Source organism: Streptomyces globosus (genome assembly GCF_003325375.1).
In the GTDB taxonomy this organism is placed as follows: Bacteria; Actinomycetota; Actinomycetes; order Streptomycetales; family Streptomycetaceae; genus Streptomyces; species Streptomyces globosus_A.
Genome location: NZ_CP030862.1, coordinates 3,351,761 through 3,375,374 on the forward strand (window position 1 = coordinate 3,351,761; position 23,614 = coordinate 3,375,374).

Consider the following 23,614-nt stretch of genomic DNA (forward strand, 5'->3'; position numbering starts at 1 on the left):
GGACGTCCTCTCCGTATCCGCCGCAGCGTGTTCCGCCAGGCTACCCGCCGGGGGATCAGGCGGCCGCCTGGCCGAGCTGCCAGAAGAGCCGGTTGCGCAGGCAGCCGTCCAGGTAGGGGACGCCGTCGGTGTGACCCGAACCGCTCGCGCCGCCGAGCATGCGGGCGGCGATGCTCCGGTGGGTCGCCTTCCACCGCTGGTGCCGGTCCTCCAGCCGGCCGACCGCACCGTGCAGCAGCCCCCACTCGCGGGAGTCGATGCCGCTGCCGCGGCGCAGGTCGAGATAGGCCCGGGTGAGGGTGTCCCGGCCGGCGTCCTCGGCCTCGGCCCGCACGGCGGGGAGGTCCGCGAACGCGGCCGACGCCAGGCGTGCGGCGGGCGGCGTCCCGCAGAGGACCTCGAACCGCTTGTACTGCTCGGACTGGATGGCGCTGGCGCCCTGCGTGAACCGCCGGAAGGAGGAGAAGTGCCCCGGGCGCATCGTGGCGACGAGCCGGAACAGCGCGGAGGCCCGGGAGAACAGGCCGGCCGCCCGGTCCACGTGCTCCGCGGCCCCGGCGGGCCGCCCGTCCCGCAGCGCCCCGACGGCGGACCCCACCTCGCCGGCGATCGCCGTGAAGAGCATCTCGTGCGTCTGGAGCACGCGGATGAAGAAGTACTCGTCGTGCAGGACGTACACGGGCTGCACGGTCACGTCGAACCACCGCCCGGCCTCCGTCGCCGGCGGCCGCGGCAGCGCATCGGCGATCCCGCGCCACTGCGCCCGGGAGGAGCCGGCGGCGTCGGCGAGGTCCGGGGCGGCGAACCGCAGCGCGTGCCGCAGCCGCTTGCGCAGGACGGCCGGATCGGGCGGATCCCCGTCCGAGCGGTCCCCGCCGGCGACCGCCGCCGTGATCTCGAAGCGGGCTGCGTCGGCGATGAGGAGCGTGGCGAGCCCCTCCGGGTCGGGCGCGCCGCCCGCCCCCTCCAGAACCAGCTCCAGCACGGGCAGCGCGAGGTAGGTGCGGTTCCAGTACACCCCGTCGTGCTTGTCGAGGACGCAGTCCAGGAACGCCCGGACGAAGGGGCTGCCGGACGTCGACGGGCACGCCCGGAAGGCGCTGAGCCGCTCCAGGAGGGGCTGCGGCAGGAAGTGCTTCCCGGTCCGGCGCACCTCCTGCGTCACCCGCTGCGCCAGGTGGATCCCGTCGCCGCTGAACCGGTGGGCAAGGCAGTGCGTCGTCATCGGGCTCGTCTCCTCGCTGGGTCGGACCCCCGCCGCTCGGCGGGAGTGGGGAGACCTCGATTAGGCGACACGGCACGCCGACCGGTCAGGCCTCGAATTGTCGTGGCTTGACAACGAGGCCCGCCGGCCCATCCTCAAGGCGCTCCGTCCGGGCGGGGAAAGGCGTGTGCCCCGCTGATCCGGAGGGATCGCGGGGCACTGTGCCGGGCCGTCGCCGGAATCGGAAACGGAACCGCTGCCGACCTGTGTGGGGAAGGCGTCAGCGGGATGCGCCGAAGTTCTGCGTCCAGTAGTGGTTCGGCTGGGCGAGGCCCACGCCGATTTCCTTGAACGCGCAGTTCAGAATGTTCTGCCTGTGGCCGGGGCTGTTCATCCAGCCCTGCATGACCTGCTCGGCGCTGCCATAGCCGTAGGCGACGTTCTCGCCGTACGTGCGCCACTCGTACCCTGCGCGCGTGATGCGCTGACCCGGGTCGGACCCGTCGGAGCCGGTGTGCGACATGGTGGAGTGGCTCGCCATGTCCTCGCTGTGGGCCTGGGCCGCCTTGGTCAGCTGTTCGTTCACGGTGAGCGCCGGGCAGCCGACGGCCGCGCGCTCCTTGTTGACGAGCGCGAGGATCTGGGCGGCGGCGCCCGAGGCGGGCGCGGCGGTGGGCGCTGAGGGCTCGGGCGCGGCCGGGGCCTGCGGTTCCGGCCGCGCGGCCGGCGGCGCCGGGGCCTCGCGCACGGGGGCCGGCTCCTGGGCGACGGGCGCGGCGGGGGCGGGAGCGTCCTGTACGACGGGCGCCGCGGGCGCCTCGGGCACCGTGGGGGCGGCCTCGGCGGCGGTGTGCTGCCAGGCGCGGGACTCGTGCCGCTCGGCGGCCCGGGGGCGGGGCGCGTCCTGCGTGTCGAAGCAGGCCATGGCCGCGGTCGGCACGCCCAGGATTCCCACGGCGCCGACGGCGACGGCTATTTTCCTGTAGTGCGTCTTCTTCTTCCGGTGCTTCTGCATGTGACCTCATTCGGTGATCGCGAAGCTTCCGGCGGCGGTCATGGAACCCGGCGCCGGAGGAGTCGCCATTCTCAGAAGCCCGGCAACGCGCTGGCAAGTTACCCCGGGCCCTTTCCGCGGGAGATCCGGAACGCCGCTTGAAATACGCGGCCGATCATGTATAGCGCTGTGAAACGGTTTTCCGGTCAGCCTGATGGCCTGCCAGGAACTGCTCTGAACAGTGCAGTCCCGGCGCGGGGGCCAACCACCGCGAATTTCTTTTCCGTAAGAGAGGGGAATGTCGCCGCCAAACCGGACAAGTGTTGATATGTCGAGCGCCTGGTTCGGCAAGGGAGCCGGTGCGGCCCGCCGGGGTTCCGTGACGTATGTCACGGAACCATCCGGGCCCTGCCGGGTTTCAGAGGGTTTCGCTGAGGGAGTCCGCCAGGCGCCGGCGGGCCGTGCGGGTCGCCGGGAGGACGGCCGCGGCCGCCGCGCCGAGGACCGCCGCGGCCACGACCGCCGCCAGGACCGGCGGCTGCGGGAGGCGGGCGATGCCGGCGCCGATGCCGCTCGCCGCGGCCTGCAGGTCGACGAGCAGGACGCCGCCGAAGGCGCCCGCCGCCGTTCCCACCAGTGCGGCCGCCAGGGCGGTCAGCCCGGCGGCCGCCACGATCGTCGCGCTGATCTGCCGGGGCGTCAGCCCGATCGCCTTCAGCGCCAGCAGGTCCCGGCCGCGGTCCCGGACGCCCGTGCTGACCAGCGTCAGCACTTCCGTCAGCCCGATCAGCGCCAGTACCCCGACCAGGGCGGCGATCACCGCGCGGGCGGACTCCAGGCCCTCCACGGGGCCGGAGGCCTGCCGGACCTCCAGCGTCCCCGCCGCCGCCCGGTCGACGGCGTCCCGGACCTCCCGCGGGTCGGCGCCCTCGCGCAGCACCAGGGCGTGGTGGTCGGGGCGCAGCTGCGGATCCCGTTCGCGCAGCGCGTCCATCGTCGTGGTGATCACCCGGCCGCCGGACTCCGGCTCGATGGTCCGGCCGACGACGTGGAGGATCTGCGGCCGCCCCGCGACGGTCATCCGCACCCAGTCCCCCACCCGCACCCCGAGCAGGTCCAGCAGCCCCTGTCCGGCCACGGCCTCGTCGGGCCCGGCGGCGGCGCGGCCCTCCACCACCGCGGACGGGAACGGCTCCCGGGCCGTGCCCAGCCCGCGGAGCGTGATCGTGCCGGTCTGCCCCGGCACGAGCGCCGCCATCTCGGCGCCCGGGTGGACCGATGCGACGCCGGGTACGGCGGCGAGGATCCGCTCCGCCTCGGCGTCTGACGGCCCTGCGGGCTGCGGGGCCCGTACGGTGAGCGCGGCCGCCAGGCCGACCTGCGCGGGCCGGCTGCGGAACTGGTCCAGCGTCGACCACGCGACGAGGGCGACGGCGACCAGGGCAAGCGGCAGGGCGAGCCGGGCCACCGCGGCGAGCGTCCTGCCGCGCCGCGGGAACGCCGCACGCCAGCCCAGCACCAGCGCGGGCGGCACCCGAAGGCCGAGCGCCCGCCGGCCGAGCGCCGTCATGGGCGTGGCGGACGGCAGCGCCGCCCGCGCCACCGGCACCGGCGGTACGCGCCCGGCCCGCCACGCCGACAGGCCGGTGGCGGCGGCGATCAGCAGCACCGCGCCGCACGGGATGCCGATCATCAGCGCGGTGTGGCCCGGCAGGTCCGGCCACACCTGTGCGGCCTCCCCGATCCGGCCCGGTATCCGGGCGCCCAGCAGGCCGATCGCGGCCGTGCCGAGGGCCACGCCGAGGACGGCGAAGGCCAGGTGCTGCACGAGGAACCCGCGGGTCACCTGTCCGGGCGTGAACCCGACGGCCTTCAGGACGGCGATGTCCCGCAGCTGGCCCCGGACCCGGGCGGCGATCGCCCCGGACGCGGCGAGGGCCGCCGCAGCCAGCGCACCCACCCCGAACACGGCGAAGACCTGCCCGAGGAGCCGGTCGTCCCCGCCCGCCTCGGCCCGCGCCTGCTGCCACTTGGCGACCTGCGCCACCCGGTCCGCGCCGAGGACGGTCACCGCTCGCTGCACGGTGAAGTCGGTGTCGGCGGGGTCCGCCAGGCGCAGCCCGACGCTCTGCCCGACCTGCCCACCCGCGACCGCGTCGAGCGTGGCGGGGGACACCCAGCCGAGGCCGGGCGCGCCGCCGGGGCGGTAGCGGGTCTCGGCGGTCTCGGCGATCCCGGCCACCCGCAGGGCGTGCGGGGCGCCGTCCGGCCCGGCGAGGCGTACGGTGTCGCCCGGCTCGGCCCACAGCGCCCGCGCGAGGGCCCGCTCCAGGACGACGGCGCCGGCGGCCGGGCCGCCGTCCTCGGCCGCGGGCAGCCAGCCGCCTGCGGTGACGAGCGGCCGGCCGGTGTGCGGGGGCTCCGCCCCGGCCGCGCGCAGCGTCAGCGGGGCCCGCGTGCCGCGCGACTCGGCGGTCGCGGCGGCTGTCCGGAACGGCCCCGACAGTGAGGCGACCCCGTCCAGTCCGGACAGCGCCTCCGCGTCGGCGGCCTCCGCGCCGGCCGGGGCGCCGGCCGCGGGCCGGGTGTGCAGCCACACGTGGGCGCCCTGGGACTGGTTGAAGATCCGCTGCCAGGGGTTGGCGGCGTACCCGAACAGGGCCCCGGCCAGCAGCAGGGAGGCGATGATCCCGGCACTGGCGAGGACGACGAAGAGGGCTTCGCCGCGGTGTGCGCGGAAGTCGGCGTGCGCCCAGCGCAGCGTGGCCCGCACGGTCACTCCTTCAGGTCCAGGACGCGGGAGACGCCGCCCGGCTTCTCGCGGCGCCCGCCTCCGAGCTGCGCGTCGTCGGCGATGCGCCCGTCGAAGAAGCTGATGACGCGGTCGGCGGCGCTGGCCATGCGGGCGTCGTGCGTCACCATCACGATCGTCTGGCCGCGCTGGTGGAAGCGGGAGAGCAGGCGCAGCACCTCGCGGGTGCCCTTGCTGTCGAGGCTGCCGGCCGGCTCGTCGGCCAGCAGCAGGGCGGGGTGGTTGACCAGCGCGCGGGCGAGCGCGACCCGCTGCTGCTCGCCGCCGGACAGCTCGCCCGGCATCGCCCGCTCGCGGCCCTCGAGGCCCAGCTCGGCGAGCAGCTCGGCCCGCGAGTCCCGCGCCGCCTTCGGGGAGGCGCCCGCCAGCAGGGCGGGCAGTTCGACGTTGTCGGCGACGGTCAGGTTCGAGACCAGGTTGAAGAACTGGAAGACGACGCCGATGCTGCGGCGCCGCAGGACCGCCCAGCGGGCCTCGCGGAAGGTGTCGACGCGCTGCCCGCCGATCCACAGCCTCCCGCCGTCGGGCCGCTGAAGCCCGCCGATCAGGTGCAGCAGCGTGGACTTCCCCGCCCCGGAGGGCCCGGTGACCGCGACGAACTCGCCGGGCCGGACGGTCAGGTCCACCCCGCGCACCGCGTGTACGGGGGCGCCCTCGCCGCGGTGCGTCTTGGTCAGGCCTTCGGCGCGCACGATGGGCGCGGGCTCGGGCGCGGCAGGAGCGCCGCCGGCGGCGTCGTCGCTCATTCCAGCTCCTCCTGGCAGCGTTCCAGCCAGTCGAGGTCGGCCTGGAGGTGCAGCATGGCGCCCTCGATCAGCAGTTGGGAGATCTTGTTGTCGCGGTCCTCGGAAGCAGCCAGCTTCGACAGGTCCCGCATGGTGTTGAGGTACTGCCGCCGCTGCCGGTTGATCAGCGCGATCGGATCGGCCATCCCCGACTGCGGCGCGAGGGCGAGCTTCATGAAGAACTCGTCCCGTACCCGGGGCTCCTCGGCGGTCTCCTCGAACCAGGCGAGCACGGCCTCGCGCCCGGCGTCCGTCAGCCGGTAGGTGCGCTTGTTGGGCCGGCCCGACTGCTCGACGTCCTCGCCCTCGATCAGGCCGCTTTTCTCCAGCCGGCCGAGGGTGACGTAGACCTGGCCCACGTTTGGCTGAGGGTACGCGGCGCCCAGCAGCTTCTCAAGGTCCTGCTTGAGCTCGTAGCCGTGGGCGGGGCCGCGGGTCAGGAGTGCCAGGAGCGGCAGACGCACGCGCTCCCCCCTCCTTCCCGCACCGTAGCCGACCGTAGACCCCTGCAGCGGTCCGGTGGCACCGCCGCCCGCCCCGCCCTGCCTGGGCGTCTAGTATCGCCCATGCCTAACAGGTATATATAGGCCGTACTGGTCGGCGACGCAGCCGGATCGTGTACTGGGAGGAACCTGTGCGGTGGATGCGTGCCGCGGGCAGGGCTTTCCTGGTCGCGGCGGTGGTGCTCGCGGGGTACGCCGGCTTCGGCGCCCGCGGCGACGCCGGCGCGGACGCGCCGGCCCGCGGGCCCCTGACGCTCGTGACGGCCGGCGACCTGACCGACTACCTCTCCCCGCTCCTCGACGAGTGGAACGAGCAGCACCCCGGCGAGCGCGTCACCCTCGTCGAGCTGCCCGAGTCCGCGGACGAGACCCGCGCCCAGATGACCAGCGAACTGCGCTCCGGCAGCAGCCGCTTCGACGTGCTCAACATCGACGTCGCCTGGACCTCCGAGTTCGCCGCCGCCGGGTGGGTCGCCCCGCTGCCGCGTGACCGCTTCCCGCTGGAGTCCTTCCTGCGCCCGGTCGTCGACACGGCCACCTTCGAGGGCCGGCTGTACGCGGTCCCGTACGTCACCAACGCCGGCCTGCTCTACTACCGCAAGGACATCCTCGACCGGGAGGGGGAGAAGCCGCCGGGCACCTGGGCGGAGCTGGCCCGGCAGGCGGCCGAGGTCGCCCCGCGGCACGGGCTCGACGGCTACGCGGGCCAGTTCCTGCCGTACGAGGGGCTCACCGTCAACGTCACGGAGGCCGTGCACTCGGCCGGCGGGGCCGTCCTGCGCGACGACGGCGCGGAGGTGGCCGTCGACTCGCCCGCCGCGCGGGCCGGCCTGCGGTTCCTGGCCGACGGCGTCCGGGAGGGCTGGATTCCCCGCGACGCACTCGGCTGGAAGGAGGAGGAGTCCCGGCGGGCCTTCCAGGACGGCCGGCTGCTCTTCCTGCGGAACTGGCCCTACGTGTACGCGGAGGCGAGCGCGCCGGACTCGAAGGTCGCGGGCCGCTTCGGCGCCGTGCCGCTGCCCGGGCCCGACGGGCCGGGAGCCAGCGTCCTCGGCGGCTCCAACCTCGCGGTCAGCAGCCGCTCGCGGCATCCCGCGTCGGCGGCCGACCTGATCTCCTACCTCACCAGCGAACCGGTGCAGCGCAAGGTCCTCACCGAGGGGGCGCTGCCGCCGGTGCGGGCCGCCCTGTACGAGGACCCCGAGCTGGTGCGCGCGTACCCGTACCTGCCGGTGCTCCGCGAGAGCGTGCTGTCTGCGGTGCCGCGGCCCAAGAGCCCGCGCTACGACCAGGTGAGCCTCGCCGTGCAGGCAGTGGCGCAGGACCTGCTCTCGCTGCGCCAGACGCCCGAGCAGGCCGTCGCGCGGCTGGCGCGCGAACTCGAGGCGCTCACCCGCAAGGGCTGACCGCGGCGGCTGCCGCTGCCGGTGCGGCCGGCGGGCGGCACTCCCCATCTTCCCCACCTCCTCCAGGGCACCTACTTACATGTTAAGTAGGTGCCCTGCGCTTGCCTCTCGGCACATCCATGCCCATACCTGGGCAAACCCCCCCATCTGCAAGCCGGTTTCTGGACACACCGTTGACACCTTCCGGTCGTCGCTACTTAACATGCATGCATAACAGCGCACCTGATCAGGGCGCTCTCGCATTCAGCAGAAACAGGTCGACGCGAGATGCTCAGCACCCTTCCGGCCGACTCCGGCCTCCCCTCCCGCTCAGCCGCCGCCCGCGATGCCTGGTGGCGCGACGCGGTGATCTACCAGGTCTACGTCCGCAGCTTCCTCGACAGCACCGGGGACGGCATCGGCGACCTGGCCGGCGTCCGGGCCGGGCTGCCCTACCTCAGGAAGCTCGGCGTCGACGGCATCTGGCTCAGCCCCTTCTACCCCTCGCCGCAGCACGACCACGGCTACGACGTCGCCGACTACTGCGGCGTCGACCCCGTCTACGGCGACCTCGCCGAGTTCGACCGGCTGATGGCGGACGCCCGCCGCCTCGGCCTGCGCGTCCTCCTCGACATCGTGCCGAACCACTGCTCCAGCGAGCACCCCTGGTTCCGCGAGGCACTCGCCGCCGCCCCCGGCAGCGCAGCCCGCTCCCGCTTCCACTTCGCCCCCGGCCGCGGCCCCGACGGCGCCGAGCCGCCGAACAACTGGCGCGCCATGTTCGGCGGCCCCGCCTGGTCCCGGACCACCGGCCCGGACGGCACCCCCGGCGAGTGGTACCTGCACCTGTTCACCCCCGAGCAGCCCGACCTGAACTGGCGGGACCCGGCCGTCGGCGACGACTTCGAGCAGATCCTGCGGTTCTGGCTGGACCGCGGTGTCGACGGCTTCCGCATCGACGTCGCCGCCGGCCTGTTCAAGCACCCCGAGCTGCCCGACTCCGACGACCCGGAGGCCGACGAGCGGGCCCGCGACGCCGTCAACCAGCTCGCCTGGAACCAGCCCGAGGTCCACGGCGTGTGGCGCCGCTGGCGCGCCGTCTGCGAGGAGTACACCGCCCGCGACGGCCACGAGCGGCTCCTCGTCGGCGAGGTCTCCGTGCCGACCGCCCGCGAGCACGCCGAGTACGTCCGCCCCGACGAGCTCCACCAGGCGTTCTTCTTCGACCTGCTCAGCGCCCCCTGGGACGCGGACGCCTTCCGCTCGACGATCTCCGAGGCGATGCGGGACATCGCCGGCACCGGATCCACCGTCACCTGGGTCCTCAACAACCACGACCAGGTCCGCACGGTCACCCGCTACGCCGGCGAACCCGGCGTCGAGGGCAGCGGGCTCGGGGCCGCCCGCGCCCGCGCCGCCGCCCTGCTGATGCTCGCCCTGCCCGGGGCCGCGTACGTCTACCAGGGCGAGGAGCTCGGCCTCCCCGAGGTCCTCGACCTGCCCGACGAAGTCCTCACCGACCCGATCTTCCGCCGCACCGGCAGCCGCAAGCACGTCCGGGACGGCTGCCGGGTGCCGCTGCCCTGGTCCGGGCACGCCTCGCCGTTCGGCTTCACGCAGGCCGCGGACGGCGCCCGGCCGTGGCTGCCGCAGCCCGAGTGGTTCGCCGAGCACGCCACCGACCGCGCCCTTGCCGACACCCGCTCCTTCTGGCACCTCTACCGCGACGGCCTCCAACTGCGCCGCAGCCTGCCCCAGCTCGGCGACGGCACCCTGCGCTGGCTGGACGCCCCGCCGCAGGTCCTCGCCGTCGTCCGGGGCGACGGCCTGGTCTGCGCCGTCAACTTCGGTAGCGAGCCGGTCCCCGCCCCCGTCCCCGGGGCGCCGCTGCTGGCCAGCGGCCCCTGCCCGGACGGCGTCCTCCCCGCGGCGACCGCCGCCTGGTGGACGGGGGAGTTCCCGGCCCCCTGAACCGGCGCGGGGACGGCCTTCTCTCCCCGCCGGCCGTCCCCGCCGCCTCCCCCCCCCGCTGTCCTCCCGCCGTCTCCGCCGTCCTCAGCCCGGCCTACCGAAAAGGACCCCGTCATGCGACGACCCGCCAAGACCGCCCGGCGCACCGCGCTCACCGCCGCGACCGCCCTCGTCCTCGCCCTCACCGCCACCGCCTGCGGCGGCGGCACCACCGGCCCCGCGAGCGGCGGCGAGCTCAGCGGCCAGACCGTCACCGTCGCCGGCGTCTGGACCGGCAGCGAGCAGAAGAACTTCAAGAAGGTCCTGGACGCCTTCACCGCCAAGACCGGCGCCAAGACCGTCTTCGTCCCCTCCGGGGACAACGTCTCCACGTTCGTCGGCAGCAAGATCGAAGGCGGCAACGCGCCGGACGTCGTGATGGTGCCGCAGGTGGGCGTCCTGAAGCAGTTCGCCAAGGAGGGCTGGCTCCAGCCCCTCTCCGAGGAGGCCGCGAAGACCGCCGGCGACACCCTCGCCCCCGTCTGGCGCACCTACGGCACCGTGGACGGCACCTACTACGGCCTGTACTTCAAGGCCGCGCACAAGTCCACCGTCTGGTACGCCCCCGACGCCTTCACCCAGGCCGGCGTCACCGAGCCCACGAGCTACGCCGACCTGCTGAAGACCGGCCGCACCCTCGCCGACTCCGGCCGCCCGGCCTTCGCCATAGCCGGCGAGGACGGCTGGACCCTCACCGACTGGTTCGAGAACATCTACCTCTCCCAGGCCGGCCCCGAGAAGTACGACCAGCTCGCCCAGCACCAAATCAAGTGGACGGACGACAGCGTCGTACGCGCCCTGACCACCCTCGGCGAGCTGTTCAAGGACAAGCAGCTCGTCGCCGGAGGCGCCCAGACGGCCCTCCAGACCGACTTCCCCACCTCCGTCGAGCACGTCTTCGGCCCCCAGCCCAAGGCCGGCATGGTCTACGAGGGCGACTTCGTCGGCGGCGTCGCCAAGGACCAGTTCGGCAAGACGCCCGGCAAGGACGCCAAGTTCTTCCCGTTCCCCGCCGTCGACGGCGGCAAGGCCCCCGTCGTCAGCGGCGGCGACGCCGCCGTCGTCCTCAAGCAGGGCAAGAACCCCAAGGCCGGCATGGAGCTCCTCGAATTCCTCGCCGGCCCCGAAGCGGCCGCGATCTGGGCCGGCGCCGGCGGCTTCCTCTCCCCGAACGGCAAGGTCGACCCCGCCGCCTACGCCGACGACACCACCCGCAGCACCGCCCGCTCCCTCGTCGAGGCCGGCGACTCCGTCCGCTTCGACATGTCCGACCAGGCGCCGGCCGCCTTCGGCGGCACCAAGGGCGCCGGCGAGTGGAAGATCCTCCAGGACTTCCTGCGCGACCCGTCGGACCCGCAGGGCACGGCCGCCAAGCTGGAGGCCGAAGCCGCCAAGGCGTACGGGAACTGAGGCACTCCATGGCTCCCACCGCCACCGCCCCCGCCCGCGCCGCGGCCGACCCGCGGCGCCGGGCCCTGGCGAGGAAGCGCCGCCTCGCGGTCGCCTTCGTCCTGCCGGCGCTGCTCCTGCTCGGCGCGCTCGTCGTCTACCCCGTCTTCTTCTCCTTCGGCCGCAGCCTCTTCGACGCCAGCGGCGACCGGTTCGTCGGGGCCGGGAACTACACGGCGATCCTCCAGGACCCCGCCACCCTCAAGGCCATCCGCAACAGCACCATCTGGGTCGTCGTCGCCCCCACCCTGCTCACCGGGCTCGGCCTGGTGCTGGCGGTCCTCACCGAGAAGGTGCGCTGGGCGACCGCCTTCAAGCTGGTGCTGTTCCTCCCGATGGCCGTCTCCTTCCTCGCCGCCGGGATCATCTTCCGCCTCGCCTACGAGCAGAACCCGGACCGGGGCGTCCTCAACGCCGTCGCCGTCGGCATCCACGACACCTTCGCGGACACCGCCGCCTACCCCACGGCCCGCGCCCGCGAGGGCCTCGGCCTGGCCGGCGCGCCCGGCGGCCCGTACAGCACCGAGCGGTCGGTCCGCCCCGGCGGCTCCGTCGGCCTCGGACTCGTCGGGGTCGGCCCGGACGCCCTGCCCGCGGCCGCGCAGCCGGCCTCGGCACCCGCGGACACCCCGGGCGGCGCGGACGCGATCACCGGCACCGTCTACCTCGACTTCGCGCCCGGCGGCGCCGGCACCCCCGGCACCGTCGACCCCGGCGAGAAGGGCCTGCCGGGCATGAAGGTCGAGGCCGTACGCGACGGCGAGGTCGCGGCGACCGCCACCGCCGCCGCCGACGGCACGTTCCGCCTGGCCGGACTCGCCCCCGGCGACTACACCGTCCGCCTCCCCGCGGCCAACTTCGCCGCCCCCTACCAGGGCGTGGACTGGCTGGGACCGGCCCTGATCACCCCTGCCGTCATCGGCGCCTACCTGTGGGTGTGGACCGGCTTCGCGATGGTCCTCATCGGCGCCGGACTCGCCGCCATCCCCCGCGACGCGCTGGAAGCCGCGCGGATGGACGGCGCCAGTGAGGGACAGATCTTCCGCAAGATCACCGTGCCGCTGCTCGCTCCCGTCCTCACCGTCGTCTTCGTCACCCTCGTGATCAACGTGATGAAGGTCTTCGACCTCGTCTACATCATCGCCCCCGGACCCGTACAGGAAGAGGCGAACGTCCTGGCCACCCGTATGTGGCTGGTCTCCTTCGGCGGCGGCAACGACCAGGGCCTCGGCAGCGCCCTCAGCATCGTCCTCCTCCTGCTGGTCGTCCCCGCAATGGTCTTCAACATCCGGCGGTTCCGAAGGAGTGGAGCATGACCAGCCACGGCACCATCGAGCGACGCCCCTCCCCTCGGGAGGCGGCGGCCGCCCGCCCCGCCCCGGCCCCGGGCCCCTCCCGGCCGCCCCGCCGGAACCGCGTCTCCCGCCTCCTCGGCAGCGGCCTCGTCCAGGGGCTGCTCGTCCTGGTCGCCCTCGTGTGGATCACCCCGCTCGCCGGCCTGTTCCTGTCCTCGATGCGCTCCGAGGAGGACAACGCCTCCGGCGGCTGGTGGACGGCGCTCGCCGACCCGGCCCAGCTGTCCTTCGACAACTACACCGCCCTGCTCGCCGACTCGGGCATCGCGACCGCCTTCGGGAACACCGTGCTGATCTCGGTACCCGCGACCGCCCTGGTCGTCGGCATCGCGGCACTGGCCGGATACGCCTTCGCCTGGCTGGAGTTCCCCGGCCGGGACGGCATCTTCCTCGTGGTCGTCGGCCTGCTCGTCGTCCCCGTACAGGTCGGACTGCTGCCGGTCGCCAAACTCATGGGCGCGGTCGGGCTGTTCGGCACCGTCGCCGGCGTGGTCCTGTTCCACGTCGCCTACGGACTGCCCTTCGCCATCTTCCTGCTGCGCAACTACTTCGCCGAGATCCCGCGCGAGATGCTGGAGGCCGCCAGGATGGACGGCGGCAGCGAGTGGCGGATCTTCTTCCGCCTCGTGCTGCCCCTGGGCCGCCCCGCCCTCGCGAGCCTCGCCATCTTCCAGTTCCTGTGGGTCTGGAACGACATGCTCGTGGCGCTGCTCTTCGCGGACAGCGGATCCCAGCCGCTCACCGTCGCGCTCCAGTCTCAGATCCGCCAGTTCGGCAGCAACATCGGCGTCCTCGCGCCGGGAGCCTTCCTGTCCCTGGTGGTCCCGCTCGTGGTGTTCTTCGCCTTCCAGCGGCACTTCGTCCAAGGGGTGATGGCCGGCTCGGTGAAGTGACGCCCCCGCGGGGCAGGCCGGGCCGTCCGCCCCATACGCAAGGACCGCAACGCCGTGCGTTGCGGTCCTTGCGTATGCGGTGCGCCCGGGCCGGGGCCTGCCGACCCGGGCGGTGCGGGCCCCGGTGGTCAGCCGGCGCCGCCGCTGCCCCCGTTGCCGCCGCGGCCGCTGGTCTGGCAGCCGGCGCCGACGCAGACGCCGCCGTTGCCGCCCTTGCCGCCGTTCCCGCCGTCGCCGCCGGGCGGGGCCGCCCCGCCGTTGCCGCCGTTGCCTCCGTTCACGCTGCCGTGGCAGGAGCCGACGCAGACGCCGCCGTTGCCGCCGTTCGTCCCGTTGGCGCCCGTACCGCCGTCGGTGCCGTTGCCGCCGTTGGCGCTGCCGTTGCAGCGGCCGACGCAGACGCCGCCGTTGCCGCCGTTGGTCCCGTTGACGGTCCCGTTGCAGTTGCCGACGCACACGCCGTCACCGACCCGGACGGTCCCGTTGCCGAGCTTGACGCTGCCGGTGCCCGTCTTGCCCTTGCCGAGGCCGAGACCGCGGTTGCCCGTCGAGCGGCTGTCACCGGGGGCGGGGGCCGTCGTCCCGGCCTCGGGCGCCTTCACCGGGGCTGCCGAGGCGGCGGGCGCCACGGCGCCGGCACCGATCAGGGCGGTGGAGACGACGAGTCCGAGTCGGAACTTCCAAGAGCGCATGTGCATGGGATTTCTCCTGCCGGTCCTCAGTGCTGTCCGGGCGGCTGTCGGTCGGGGTTCGGTCGGGGGCGGATTTCCGGGATGTCAGGGGCAGAAGGGAGTGGCGCCGTTCATCAGGGCGATCCAGTTGCCTTCGAGGTAGTGCTTCTTCCATGTGTCGAGCTGCTGGACGGGGATGTCGTACTGCCGGGCGATGTCCTTCTTGCGGGTGTCGGTGCCGTCGGCGAGGAGGGCCAAGACGATGTGGACCTTGTCGGCGGGGTTGAGCTGGTCGGCGGGCTTGTCGGGGAGGGCTTCGAAGCGGAGGCAGCCGGGCTGTCCGGGCTTGCCGGGCTCGCCGGGCTGTCCGGGGGCGCCGCCCTTGCCGCCTTCGCCCCCCTTGCCGCCTTCGCCGCCGGCGGCGCAGTACGGGGGGAGCTGTCCGGCGGTGGCGGGGGGCGGGGCGGCGTGGGCGGAGCAGGCCGTGCCGGTGAGGAAGGCCAGGGAGGCCGCCGCGAGGATGAGGGGACGGTGCCAGGAGCTGGTGGACATGGGGTTCTCCGCCTCGGGGAAACGGGTGGGTGGGTGGGGGTGGAGCGGGGTGGAGGCCGGCGGCCTCCACCCCGCGGATCGGGTCAGGCTCGGTTCGGGCGCGGGTCAGAAGATGCTGCCGCCTCCCTTGCCGCCGGCGCCGCCGAGGCCGCCGAAGATGCCGAAGCCGCCGGAGCCGCCCTTGCCGCCCTTGCCGCCCTGGAAGATGCCGAAGCCTCCGGAGCCGCCCTTGCCGCCGTCGCCGCCCTTGAGGACGCCGTCGCCGCCGCCACCGCCGCCGCCGCCGTTGCCGCCGACGGCTCCGGACCCGCCGTTGCCGCCGTTGCCGCCCTTGCCGCCGATGACGCCTTCGCCGCCGCCGCCCCCGCCGCCGCCCCCGCCGCCGGAGAGGACGCCGTTGCCGCCGTTGCCGCCGTTGCCGCCCGCGCCGCCGACGCCGGTGACGCTGCCGCCGCCGGAGCCGCCGGAGCCGCCCCCGCCGCCGACCAGGCCGCCGCCGCCGTCCCCGCCGTCGCCTCCGGCGCCTCCGGCGGCCGGCAGTACGGACGCCACCTGGGCGGGCATCGGGGCGGCCGAAGCGGTGGCCGCGGGCAGGAGGACCCCGCCGGTGACGACCGCGGCCGAGGCGACCAGCGTCGCGAGGCGGAGGCCGCGCCGCTTGGGACGCATGCTGCTGGTGTGCGTGGTGTTGCTGTGCGTGGTGTTGCTGTGCGTGGTGCGGTTCATGGGATTCTCCTGCTGTTCGATCCGAAAAACCGGATGGAGTGGGATGCCTTCTCGGTGCGGCCCTTGCGGGGAAGGGGGTGTTTCCCGGCCTTGCGGGGTATTTCCCTTGCTCCGGTGGGGGGCGCACAACCAGTAGGCCCGAGACGGCCCGCCCCGGACACGTTCCGGAAACTCGGGGCTTGACACCGCCGCGACGCCGGGCAGAATCCCGCCGCCCCCTCGCCGCCCGGGCCCTCGGCTTGCGGGTGCTTCCACCGAGCCGACGCGGCAGCCTCGGGAGGCAACTCCCCTTGCCGAATGCGCCCGTTGCCGAACAGACTGCCCGGGTCAGGAGATCGGCAAGGACTGGCGGAAGCGGCTGCACGCGATGCTCCACGCCGGGACCCCGGACACCCGGGCCGGCGCCGGGCAGCCTGCGGCGGCGCCTCGAGGCCGGCGGAGGCGAGCGGCCCTTCCGGGACGTCGGGGATGTGCCGGCGGCGGGCGGTCCGGCTTCCGTCCGAGCTGCTCCGGGGCCGCCTGGTCCGGGGTTGCGCCGCCGCCGGGCCGTCCGGCCGCGGGCAGGCAGCACGCCCGCGCAGTGCACGGGGCGGAGGCGCGGCGGATCGCCGCGGCTCTGCTCAGGCGGTGGGGGCCGTGGCCGTGCCGAGGGAGTCGGCGGCCAGGAACTTCGGGGCGCTCTCCTCGTAGAAGACGTCGACCGGGCCGAGCGCGAACCCGGCCGCCCCGACCATCTCCGCCGGGCGGCGGGTCAGGTGGCAGCCCCCGAACAGGCGCTGTTGGAGCGGGTCCAGCCGGCGCTGGCGGCGGCGCACGTGCTCGTCCGCGGCGGGTGCCAGGCCGTGCTCAAGGAAGTGGAGGGTGCCGCCGGGCTTCAGGACGCGCAGCACCTCCCGCAGGGCGGCGTCGGCGTCGGGGATCGTGCACAGCGTCCACGTCGACAGGGCGGAGTCGAAGGTGCCGTCGTCGAAGGGCAGGGACTGCCCGTCCAGGCCGGCCCGCCGCACCGGCACCCGGGAGTTCCCGACGCGCTTGCGGGCCAGCCGCCAGGCGGTGTCCGACGGCTCGACGGCCGCCACCTCGGTCACGGACGGGGGATAGAACGGCACGTTGAGGCCACTGCCGAAGCCGATCTCCAGTACGCGGCCCGTCAGCCCGGCGCACACCCGGGCGCGCAGCGGCCGGGACGCCTTCGCCCCGCACGCCGCGTTGACGATGCGCGGCAGTACGTGGCCGGTGTAGAAACCCATGGCAACCTCCGCTCCCGCCCCAGGATGGCACCGCGGCCGGCCCGCCGCCGCCGCGACACGGCGGTGCGGCGGCCCGGCCGCGGCTCCTGCTGCTACCGGCCGTCCTGCGGAGCGTCCTGCTGCTGCGGCGGCTCCGGCGCGGCGGCCGGTGCCGCCGGGGGTACCGCGTGGCCGGCGAGGAGGGCCTCCGCGAGGCCTTCGCGGCGGATCCGCTGGTCCGTGTAGAGCAGGCCCGCGACCAGCTGCATGAAGCCGATCTGGAACAGCTGCCCGGCGATCCCGCCGGCCAGGGTCACCAGGACGGCGACGACCAGCACGGTGATCGCGCCTGCCGCGGAGACGCCGTCCTCGGCGAGGGCGATGGCCGGCACGATCACGAACGACCCGATGAGATTGAACGGCAGCTGGATCGCGTAGCCGATGGCGCCCGCCAGCAGGGCGCCGACGAGGGTGATGCCGAAGACCCGCCACCAGTCGCCGCGGACCAGGGCGGTCGAGCGGCGCAGCGCGGCGACCGGGCCGGCGTCCTCCATGACGACGGCGGCCGGTGCCAGCCCGAACCGCACGCTGAGCCAGACGGCCACCGGGAAGGCGGCCAGCATCCCGAGGACGAGGGGCACCAGCAGGGCGCCCGGGGCGGCCTCGGAGGCGGTGGCGACGGCCAGCGGCGCCCACACCGCCACGACGGCCAGCACCGGGAGCCCCGCGATCAGGTAGCCGAGGAACATCGCGCCGGCCATCGCCGGGGCCCGCCGGAAAGCGACCCGCCGCACGGCGGCGAACGTGGTGGGACCGCCGGACACCGCCTCCTTCAGCACGGCCAGACAGGCGGCGGAGATCACCGCCATGCCCAGCATGCCCAGCACGGCGAGCGCCACGAACAGGACGGCGGCGGCCACGAGCAGCGGCATGACGTGCTCACGCGTGGGGGCCTCGCCGTACGGCGCGTCGAAGACGGGCTCCAGGTGCGGGAAGACGGCGGCCACGGAGGCGGCCGCGACGAGGCCCATCGCGAGGAGGAGCACTGCCTGGACGAGCAGTGCGACGCCGGCCATCCGCTTCCAGTGGAGGCGGAGGGTGGAGAACGACCCGGTGACGATGTCGCCGAGGGCGAGCGGCCGCAGGGGTACCACGCCCGGCTGCGGCGGCGGGGGCGGTCCCCAGCCTCCCCAGTGCGGGGTGCCGCCCCCGCTGCCCCCGTATGCTCCCGGCCAACTGCTCTGCGTCATGCACGTGCTCCGTAGCTCGTCCCCGTTGTCAGTGGGGACAACCTATCTCGCAGGTCAGGGGCATGACACCCGGGAATGGGCCGGGGGCGGGCGCACCGGCGGCGCGCGCGGCCGGAACGGCGCGGATGTCCCGGCTGTGCCCGGCCGCCTCCGGCGACCGCCCCCCACGGGGTATACGTCCCTGGGGGCGTCCGGGATCCGCCCGCGACGCCCGCGGAGGGAGTGGTGGCCCGTGGAGCGGACGACCTGCTGCGTGGTGGGCGGCGGCCCGGCCGGGATGGTGCTGGCCCTGCTGCTGGCCCGGGCCGGGGTGGAGGTGACGGTGCTGGAGAAGCACGGGGACTTCCTCAGGGACTTCCGCGGCGACACCGTGCACCCCACGACGCTGTCCCTGCTGGAGGACATCGGGCTCGCCGAGCGGTTCGCCCGGCTCCCGCAGCGGCGCGTGACGACCGTCCAGCTGCCCCTCGGACCGGACCGCACGCTGGTCACCGTGGGCAACATCGGGGCGCTGCACGGAAAGTACAACTACATCGCGATGGTGCCCCAGTGGGACCTGCTCGACCTGCTCGCGGACGAGGCCCGAAAGGAGCCGTCGTTCCGCCTGTGGATGGACACGGAGGCGGAGTCGTTCCTGGTCGAGGGCGGCCGGGTCACGGGCGTCCGCTACCGCACCGCGGACGGCGCGGCCGGCGAACTGCGCGCCCATCTGACGGTGGCCTGCGACGGCCGCGGTTCGCTCGCCCGGACCCTGCCGGAGCTCGGCCTGCAGGACTTCCCCTGCCCCATGGACGCCTGGTGGTTCCGGCTGCCGCGCCGCGAGGACGACCCCAGCGGGCTCGTCGGCGGGCTGGGGGAGCGGTTCTTCAGCGCGCTCATCGACCGCGGCGACTACTGGCAGTGCGCGGCCCTCATCCCGAAGGGCGCCGATGCCCGACTGCGCGCCGAGGGCCTGGACCCGTTCATGGAGCGGTTCACGGGGGCGGTGCCCTGGCTCGCGGACCGGGCGCACGCGGTCGCCTCCTGGGACGGCGTCAAACTCCTCGACGTCCGCCTCGACCGGCTGCGCCGCTGGCACCGCCCGGGGCTGCTGTGCATCGGGGACGCCGCCCACGCCATGTCGCCCGTGTTCGGCATCGGCATCAACCTGGCCGTGCAGGACGCCGTGGCGGCCGCCCGCCACCTGGTGGGGCCGCTGCGCGAGCACCGGGTGGGCCTGTACGACGTACGCCGCGTGCAGCAGCGCCGCCGGCCCACCACCGTGGCCGCGCAGGGCCTCCAGCGTGCCGCCCACGCCAAGGTCATCAGGCCGCTGCTGGCCGGCCGGTCCGCGTTCGACGACCCGCAGCGCGCCGCCCGGCTGGCCTCCCTGCTGACCGAGAGCCGGCTGAACCGGCTCCCGGCGTACTTCCTCGCCTACGGGGCCCTGCGCGAGCGGCCGCCGCGGGAGGCGCTCCGCTGAACGGGGCGCGCCGGAGCCCCTGCCGTCCCCACCGGGCGGTCAGGGGTTCCGGAGGCGCCCGGTCATGCGCCGGTGCGGCCCGCGTTGAGGTCGATCTGGCCGAAGAGGAGGGCGTACCCGGCAGGGAGGCTCCGCAGGATGCGGGCGAGGAGGTCCGGGCCGGCGAGGCGGGCGACGACGGACAGGACGGCGCCGGTGTCCCAGCGGGCGGTGGCGGGGCTGGTGCCGGAGCGGGCGGCGATGTCCTTGACGAAGCCCCATCCGGTCAGCTTCTCGTACGAGGGGACCTGCGCGGTGAAGGCCAGCGCGGCCTGCAGGGGCAGCCGGGCGGCGAGGTCCGCCCGTTCAGCGCCGGTCAGCCTGCGGCCGAGCGCGGCCAGCACGCGCTCGACGGTCTCGGCGGCGCGCTCGGTGCCGGAGTAGGCGCCCTCGTACCGCACGGCTTCCAGCATCTGCTCGTAGGTCATGTCCGGGGCCGGCCGGCGGAGGACTGCGGGCTGGTCGAACACGGTGTATGCCTTCCTTTCGGGTCGCGGTGGCTACGGTCCGGAAAGCCGGCCGACACAGGCGCGGGGAGGGTCGGCCGGTCGGGGGAGGGCGGGCGGCGCCGCAGGATTCAGCTGCTCAGCTGCTCAGCTGCTCAGCTGCTCAGCTGCTCAGCTGCTCAGCTGCTCAGCTGCTCAGCTGCTTGTGCTCGCCGCCGCCGATCGTGATCTTCCGCGGCTTGGCGCGCTCGGCGATCGGGATGCGCAGGGTCAGGACGCCGGCCTCGTACGCGGCTTCGATGCGCTCGGTGTCCAGGGTGTCCGCCAGCATGATCTGCCGGGTGAAGACGCCGAGGGGCCGCTCGGAGAGTTCCATCTGGGCCCGGTCCGACCGCGGTGCGGGCCGCCGCTCGGCCTTGACCGTCAGCATGTTCCGCTCGACGTCGATGTCGATCGCGTCCCTGGCGACGCCCGGGATGTCGAAGGCGACCACGTACGCGTCGCCGTCCCGGTAGGCGTCCATCGGCATCACGGACGGCTTGGACCACGTGCCCGGACCCGCGAGCTGCTGGGTGAGGCGGTCGATCTCACGGAAGGGGTCGGTGCGCATCAGCATGGGGACACCTCCTGGTTGCTCGGAAACGGCTGCCAGTGCGCTGCGGCCCTGTTGTAGCATGTCGTCGAAACGATGACAACACGGCACTTCGCCGAATGGATGACATGAAAGATGTCAGCGGCCGGATGACGCATGGGGCTGGTGGGGAGCTGGTGCCAGAGGGGCCGGAGCGGCGCGGCCGTGCACGCGGTCGGCGGCATCCGCCGGCCGCGTGCACGTCCCTGCTGAGGGGAGGCCCGGTCAGTGCCGGTGCCTGAGGGCGTCCTTCCCCTTCTCCTTCGCCAGCCGGGCCTTCCCCCGGAGCTGCAGGGCGCCGCCCTTCATGGTGGTGGACCTGTCGCCGATCGCATGCCCGACCTTCCGCATGGTCTTGCCGACGACCTGTTCCGTCTTCGCCTTCATCTTCTCGCGGGTGCTCATGCCGGCCCCCTTCTCCTCGGGTCCCGTGCTCATCCCCGGTCCGCCCCGCGGGTCCGGCCGGCTTCCAGGCGGGGCCAGTCCGCGAGGTCCCGGAGCAGCTGCCGGTCGTGCGTCGCGGCGACGACCGCGGCGCCCGTGCTGCGGACCGCCTCGGTGAGCTCTTCGACCAGTGTTGCCGACAGGTGGTTCGTCGGCTCGTCGAGCAGCAGCACGTGCGGCCGCCCGGCCAGGGCCAGTGCGAGGTCGAGGCGCCGCTGCTGCCCCTGCGACAGCCGCCCGGCCGGGGTGCGCGCCGCATCGGCGTCGAGCAGTCCGAGTGCGGCGAGGGGGACGGCTTCGGCGTCGCGCAGCACCCCGCCCGCCACGAGCCGGCCCACGCGGCGCGCGTACAGCTCGCGGGCGGTGAGCCGCGGGTCCGCCACCGCCGTCTCCTGGGCGACCAGGGCGGTCCGGGTGCCCGCGGCCCTCACGACGCGGCCCCGCGTCGGCTCGACCGCGCCGGCCAGGACGGCCAGCAGCGTCGACTTCCCGGCGCCGTTCGGCCCGGTGACGAGCAGCCGGTCCCCGCCGTCGAGCACGACGTCGACCGGGCCCGCCAGCCGTCCGGCGACGGCCACGCCGTGCGCCCGCAGCCGCGGCGCCCCCCTCCGGCCGCCGAGGTGCGGCCATCGGAGCACCGGCGGGGGCGGCGGCACGTCCACGCGGTGCGCGTCGAGCGCCTCCTGCTGCCGGTTCAGGGCCTGGACGACGCCCGGGGCCCGGGACTGCCGCTGGTGCCGGCCCGTGCCCTTGTCCGGACGCCACCCGGTGGACAGCCGGTCGCGGGCCCGGGAGACGGCCTCCTGCAGCCTGCGGTGCTCGGCCTGCTGCTCCTCGTGGTCCTGCTCCCACCGCTGCCGCTCGCGGCCGCGGGCCTCCTGCCAGGCGTCGTACCCGCCGGCGTACAGGCGGGGCCTGCCGTCGCGCGCCGGGTCGAGGTCGAGAAACCGGTCGGCGACGTCCCGCAGCAGCGCCCGGTCGTGGGTGACGAGTGCGAGGGCGCCGTCGTGCGCGCGGAGCCTGCGGGTGAGGAAGTCCAGCCCGTCGGCGTCGAGGTGGTTCGTGGGCTCGTCGAGGAGCAGGACGTCGTACGGGGCTCCGAGCAGGCAGGCGAGACGGACCCGGTAGCGCTGCCCGACCGACAGCGCCGCGAGCGGCCGTTCGCGGTCGGTGCACGCGCCGAGGGCCTCCAGGGCGGTGTCGACGCGGCGTTCGGCGCCCCAGGCGTCGAGCCGGGTCGCCGCGTCGAGCGCGGCGGCGTACCGGTCCTCCGCGCCGGGGCCGCCGTCGCCGAGGGCGAGGGCAGCCGCGTCCAGGGCCGCGAGCGCGGCGAGAGGCGCGGCCAGCGCCTCGGCGGTCAGCGTCCCGACGGTGTCCGCGCGGCCTGCGGTGAGCTCCTGGCGGGCCAGGCCGATGGTGCCGGCGCGGTGCACGGTGCCCGCGTCGGGCGGGAGCAGTCCGGCCAGGACGTGCAGCAGGGTGGTCTTGCCGCGGCCGTTCTCGCCGACGACGGCGACCCGCGACCGGGCGGAGACGGTGACCGAGACGCCGTCCAGCACGCGGCGGTGCCCGCGCGTGACGGTGACGCCCTCGGCGCGGACGTGCGCACTCCCGCCGGAGCCGGCGGGCAGGGGCAGGGCCAGGGGAAGGGCATGGGGCAGGGGGGTGCGGTGGTTCAACGGATGCTCCGCGGCTCGCGAGGTGGAGCCGGGCAGCGGGCTGCGGCCGCCCGGCGGGAACCGGTACGGCGAGCGCGGGGGTCCGCAAGGGATCAGGGCGCCGCCGTCAGCGGGCGGATCGCACCTTCTGGGACCAGATGCCTGAAGCCATGCCGCCACGGTAGCAACGCCGCGGACCGGATGCCCACGCGTTTTCCCGCCGGGCGGACCGGGGCCGGCCACCGGCGGCCGGGGGTCAGCGCGGCCGGCGGCCGAGGGCGCCGCGCACGGTGGTCCCGTACCGGGTGCGCAGCCGGCGCAGCTCCCACGCGGACAGGGCGGTGACCGAGAGCGGCGCGCCCGCGAGGAACGCGAACCAGACGGCCTGCGGGGCGTTGACCGGAGGCCCGTCGACGGCCTGGAGCACGGACATCACCAGGACGACCACGGGGGAGAGCAGCGGCGGCAGCACCTCGTGGACGTCGGCGGTGCGGAAGGCGTGGTGGACGCACAGCACCGAGGAGGCGAGGAGGAACGGCAGCAGGAAGAGGCTGCCCAGCTGGAACAGCAGGCCGAGGAGGAAGCCGGTGTCGCCCGCACCGGTGAAGAGGGTGTTCCGCAGGTCGGGGCGGAGCGCGAACCACTGGAGGCCGGCCGTGGCGATCAGGCAGCCCCACGCGGTGAGCGGGCCGCCGAGCCGCCGGCGGTACCGGGCGCGCAGCGGCGGGCGGGCGGCCGCCAGGAAGGCCGCCACCGCGAGCGGGCCCACGACAGCCAGCACGGCCGCACTGATCAGCAGGTCGGTGAGCCTGTCGTCGACGACGGCCTTGGCCTCCTCGCGCAGGGTGAACGCGTAGAACAGCCAGGCGGTGGCGGCGAGTCCGACACCGGTCCGGGCGAGCGCGACCCCGCGGACCACGGGGTCGGCGAGCCGGTCCGCCCGTCCGGGCCGGTGCACGCGGGCGGCGAGGACGAAGGGGGCCGCCAGGACGGTCACGCAGCCGTGGCGGCGGTCGCCCGCCCCGTCGGAGGGCACCCCCGGCCCCGCCGCCCCCGGCCGCACGCCCGTCCGCTGTCCGTACCCGCCCTGCCGTGCCACGTCCTTCTCCCCGCCCC

The 23,614-nt window shown here is 74.9% G+C and carries 21 protein-coding genes; 6 read left to right on the forward strand and 15 right to left on the reverse strand.

The annotated features are described in order from the left end of the window. Positions 1 to 55: 55 nt before the first annotated feature. The 5 genes from C0216_RS14560 to C0216_RS14580 all read right to left on the reverse strand — a co-directional run bounded on the left by C0216_RS14560 (position 56) and on the right by C0216_RS14580 (position 6,259). Positions 56 to 1,225, reverse strand: coding sequence for a tryptophan 2,3-dioxygenase family protein (locus C0216_RS14560; protein WP_114055704.1), 1,170 nt, complete (start codon positions 1,223 to 1,225; stop codon positions 56 to 58). Between the two features lie 259 nt (positions 1,226 to 1,484). Further along, complete coding sequence (locus C0216_RS14565) at positions 1,485 to 2,219, reverse strand: CAP domain-containing protein (RefSeq protein WP_114055705.1); 735 nt, start codon at positions 2,217 to 2,219, stop codon at positions 1,485 to 1,487. Positions 2,220 to 2,616: 397 nt separating this feature from the next. Beyond that, positions 2,617 to 4,971 carry an ABC transporter permease gene (locus C0216_RS14570; RefSeq protein WP_114055706.1) on the reverse strand — a complete coding sequence of 785 codons (2,355 nt, stop codon included), beginning with the start codon at positions 4,969 to 4,971 and terminating at the stop codon, positions 2,617 to 2,619. A gap of 2 nt (positions 4,972 to 4,973) precedes the next feature. Further along, complete coding sequence (locus C0216_RS14575; protein ID WP_114055707.1) at positions 4,974 to 5,756, reverse strand: ABC transporter ATP-binding protein; 783 nt, start codon at positions 5,754 to 5,756, stop codon at positions 4,974 to 4,976. Further along, positions 5,753 to 6,259: a PadR family transcriptional regulator gene (locus C0216_RS14580; protein WP_114055708.1), complete on the reverse strand. Its 507-nt coding sequence runs from the start codon at positions 6,257 to 6,259 to the stop codon at positions 5,753 to 5,755. The genes C0216_RS14575 and C0216_RS14580 overlap by 4 nt, the downstream gene beginning before the upstream one ends. 170 nt (positions 6,260 to 6,429) lie before the next feature. Here C0216_RS14580 and C0216_RS14585 point away from each other — a divergent pair, with 170 nt between their 5' ends. From C0216_RS14585 to C0216_RS14605, 5 genes are all read left to right on the forward strand, one after another. After that, the gene (locus C0216_RS14585) at positions 6,430 to 7,704 is read left to right on the forward strand and encodes an ABC transporter substrate-binding protein (RefSeq protein ID WP_114055709.1); all 1,275 of its coding nucleotides are present in this window, start codon (positions 6,430 to 6,432) and stop codon (positions 7,702 to 7,704) included. 267 nt (positions 7,705 to 7,971) lie between these two features. Beyond that, entirely contained in the window at positions 7,972 to 9,654 is a 1,683-nt protein-coding gene (locus tag C0216_RS14590; RefSeq protein WP_114055710.1) for a glycoside hydrolase family 13 protein, read from the forward strand. A gap of 114 nt (positions 9,655 to 9,768) precedes the next feature. Beyond that, positions 9,769 to 11,103 (forward strand): ABC transporter substrate-binding protein, encoded by a 1,335-nt coding sequence (locus C0216_RS14595; protein ID WP_114055711.1) that lies wholly within the window; start codon positions 9,769 to 9,771, stop codon positions 11,101 to 11,103. Between the two features lie 8 nt (positions 11,104 to 11,111). Next, a complete protein-coding gene (locus tag C0216_RS14600) occupies positions 11,112 to 12,458 on the forward strand; it encodes an ABC transporter permease subunit (RefSeq protein ID WP_114055712.1) in 1,347 nt (448 codons plus the stop codon). Continuing rightward, on the forward strand, positions 12,455 to 13,390 hold the full coding sequence (locus tag C0216_RS14605; protein WP_114055713.1) for a carbohydrate ABC transporter permease: 936 nt from the start codon (positions 12,455 to 12,457) through the stop codon (positions 13,388 to 13,390). The genes C0216_RS14600 and C0216_RS14605 overlap by 4 nt, the downstream gene beginning before the upstream one ends. Positions 13,391 to 13,518: 128 nt before the next feature. On the opposite strand, the gene C0216_RS35005 is transcribed toward C0216_RS14605, so the two are convergent. The 5 genes from C0216_RS35005 to C0216_RS14630 form a co-directional block, all read right to left on the reverse strand. Continuing rightward, the gene (locus C0216_RS35005; protein ID WP_162793206.1) at positions 13,519 to 14,088 is read right to left on the reverse strand and encodes a hypothetical protein; all 570 of its coding nucleotides are present in this window, start codon (positions 14,086 to 14,088) and stop codon (positions 13,519 to 13,521) included. A 78-nt stretch (positions 14,089 to 14,166) separates the two neighbouring features. Then, a complete protein-coding gene (locus C0216_RS14615) occupies positions 14,167 to 14,613 on the reverse strand; it encodes a helix-turn-helix domain-containing protein (protein ID WP_114055715.1) in 447 nt (148 codons plus the stop codon). A 105-nt stretch (positions 14,614 to 14,718) separates the two neighbouring features. Further along, positions 14,719 to 15,339, reverse strand: coding sequence for a hypothetical protein (locus C0216_RS14620; protein WP_246042540.1), 621 nt, complete (start codon positions 15,337 to 15,339; stop codon positions 14,719 to 14,721). Between the two features lie 620 nt (positions 15,340 to 15,959). Then, positions 15,960 to 16,589, reverse strand: a complete 630-nt coding sequence (locus tag C0216_RS14625) for a class I SAM-dependent methyltransferase (protein WP_114055716.1) — start codon at positions 16,587 to 16,589, stop codon at positions 15,960 to 15,962. A 92-nt stretch (positions 16,590 to 16,681) separates the two neighbouring features. Beyond that, entirely contained in the window at positions 16,682 to 17,722 is a 1,041-nt protein-coding gene (locus tag C0216_RS14630; RefSeq protein WP_114055717.1) for a hypothetical protein, read from the reverse strand. 328 nt (positions 17,723 to 18,050) lie between these two features. On the opposite strand from C0216_RS14630, the gene C0216_RS14635 reads away from it, so the two are divergent. Continuing rightward, positions 18,051 to 19,280, forward strand: coding sequence for an FAD-dependent oxidoreductase (locus tag C0216_RS14635; RefSeq protein ID WP_114055718.1), 1,230 nt, complete (start codon positions 18,051 to 18,053; stop codon positions 19,278 to 19,280). Positions 19,281 to 19,342: 62 nt separating this feature from the next. Here C0216_RS14635 and C0216_RS14640 read toward each other — a convergent pair whose 3' ends face one another. The 5 genes from C0216_RS14640 to C0216_RS14660 all read right to left on the reverse strand — a co-directional run bounded on the left by C0216_RS14640 (position 19,343) and on the right by C0216_RS14660 (position 23,597). Beyond that, the gene (locus tag C0216_RS14640; RefSeq protein ID WP_428985427.1) at positions 19,343 to 19,789 is read right to left on the reverse strand and encodes a DUF2267 domain-containing protein; all 447 of its coding nucleotides are present in this window, start codon (positions 19,787 to 19,789) and stop codon (positions 19,343 to 19,345) included. A 163-nt stretch (positions 19,790 to 19,952) separates the two neighbouring features. Continuing rightward, positions 19,953 to 20,381, reverse strand: coding sequence for an Hsp20/alpha crystallin family protein (locus tag C0216_RS14645; RefSeq protein ID WP_114055719.1), 429 nt, complete (start codon positions 20,379 to 20,381; stop codon positions 19,953 to 19,955). A 240-nt stretch (positions 20,382 to 20,621) separates the two neighbouring features. Then, a complete protein-coding gene (locus C0216_RS14650) occupies positions 20,622 to 20,801 on the reverse strand; it encodes a CsbD family protein (RefSeq protein ID WP_162793207.1) in 180 nt (59 codons plus the stop codon). A gap of 29 nt (positions 20,802 to 20,830) precedes the next feature. Further along, a complete protein-coding gene (locus C0216_RS14655; RefSeq protein WP_246042541.1) occupies positions 20,831 to 22,519 on the reverse strand; it encodes an ABC-F family ATP-binding cassette domain-containing protein in 1,689 nt (562 codons plus the stop codon). A 235-nt stretch (positions 22,520 to 22,754) separates the two neighbouring features. Continuing rightward, positions 22,755 to 23,597 carry a hypothetical protein gene (locus tag C0216_RS14660; protein WP_114055721.1) on the reverse strand — a complete coding sequence of 281 codons (843 nt, stop codon included), beginning with the start codon at positions 23,595 to 23,597 and terminating at the stop codon, positions 22,755 to 22,757. Positions 23,598 to 23,614: the final 17 nt, after the last annotated feature.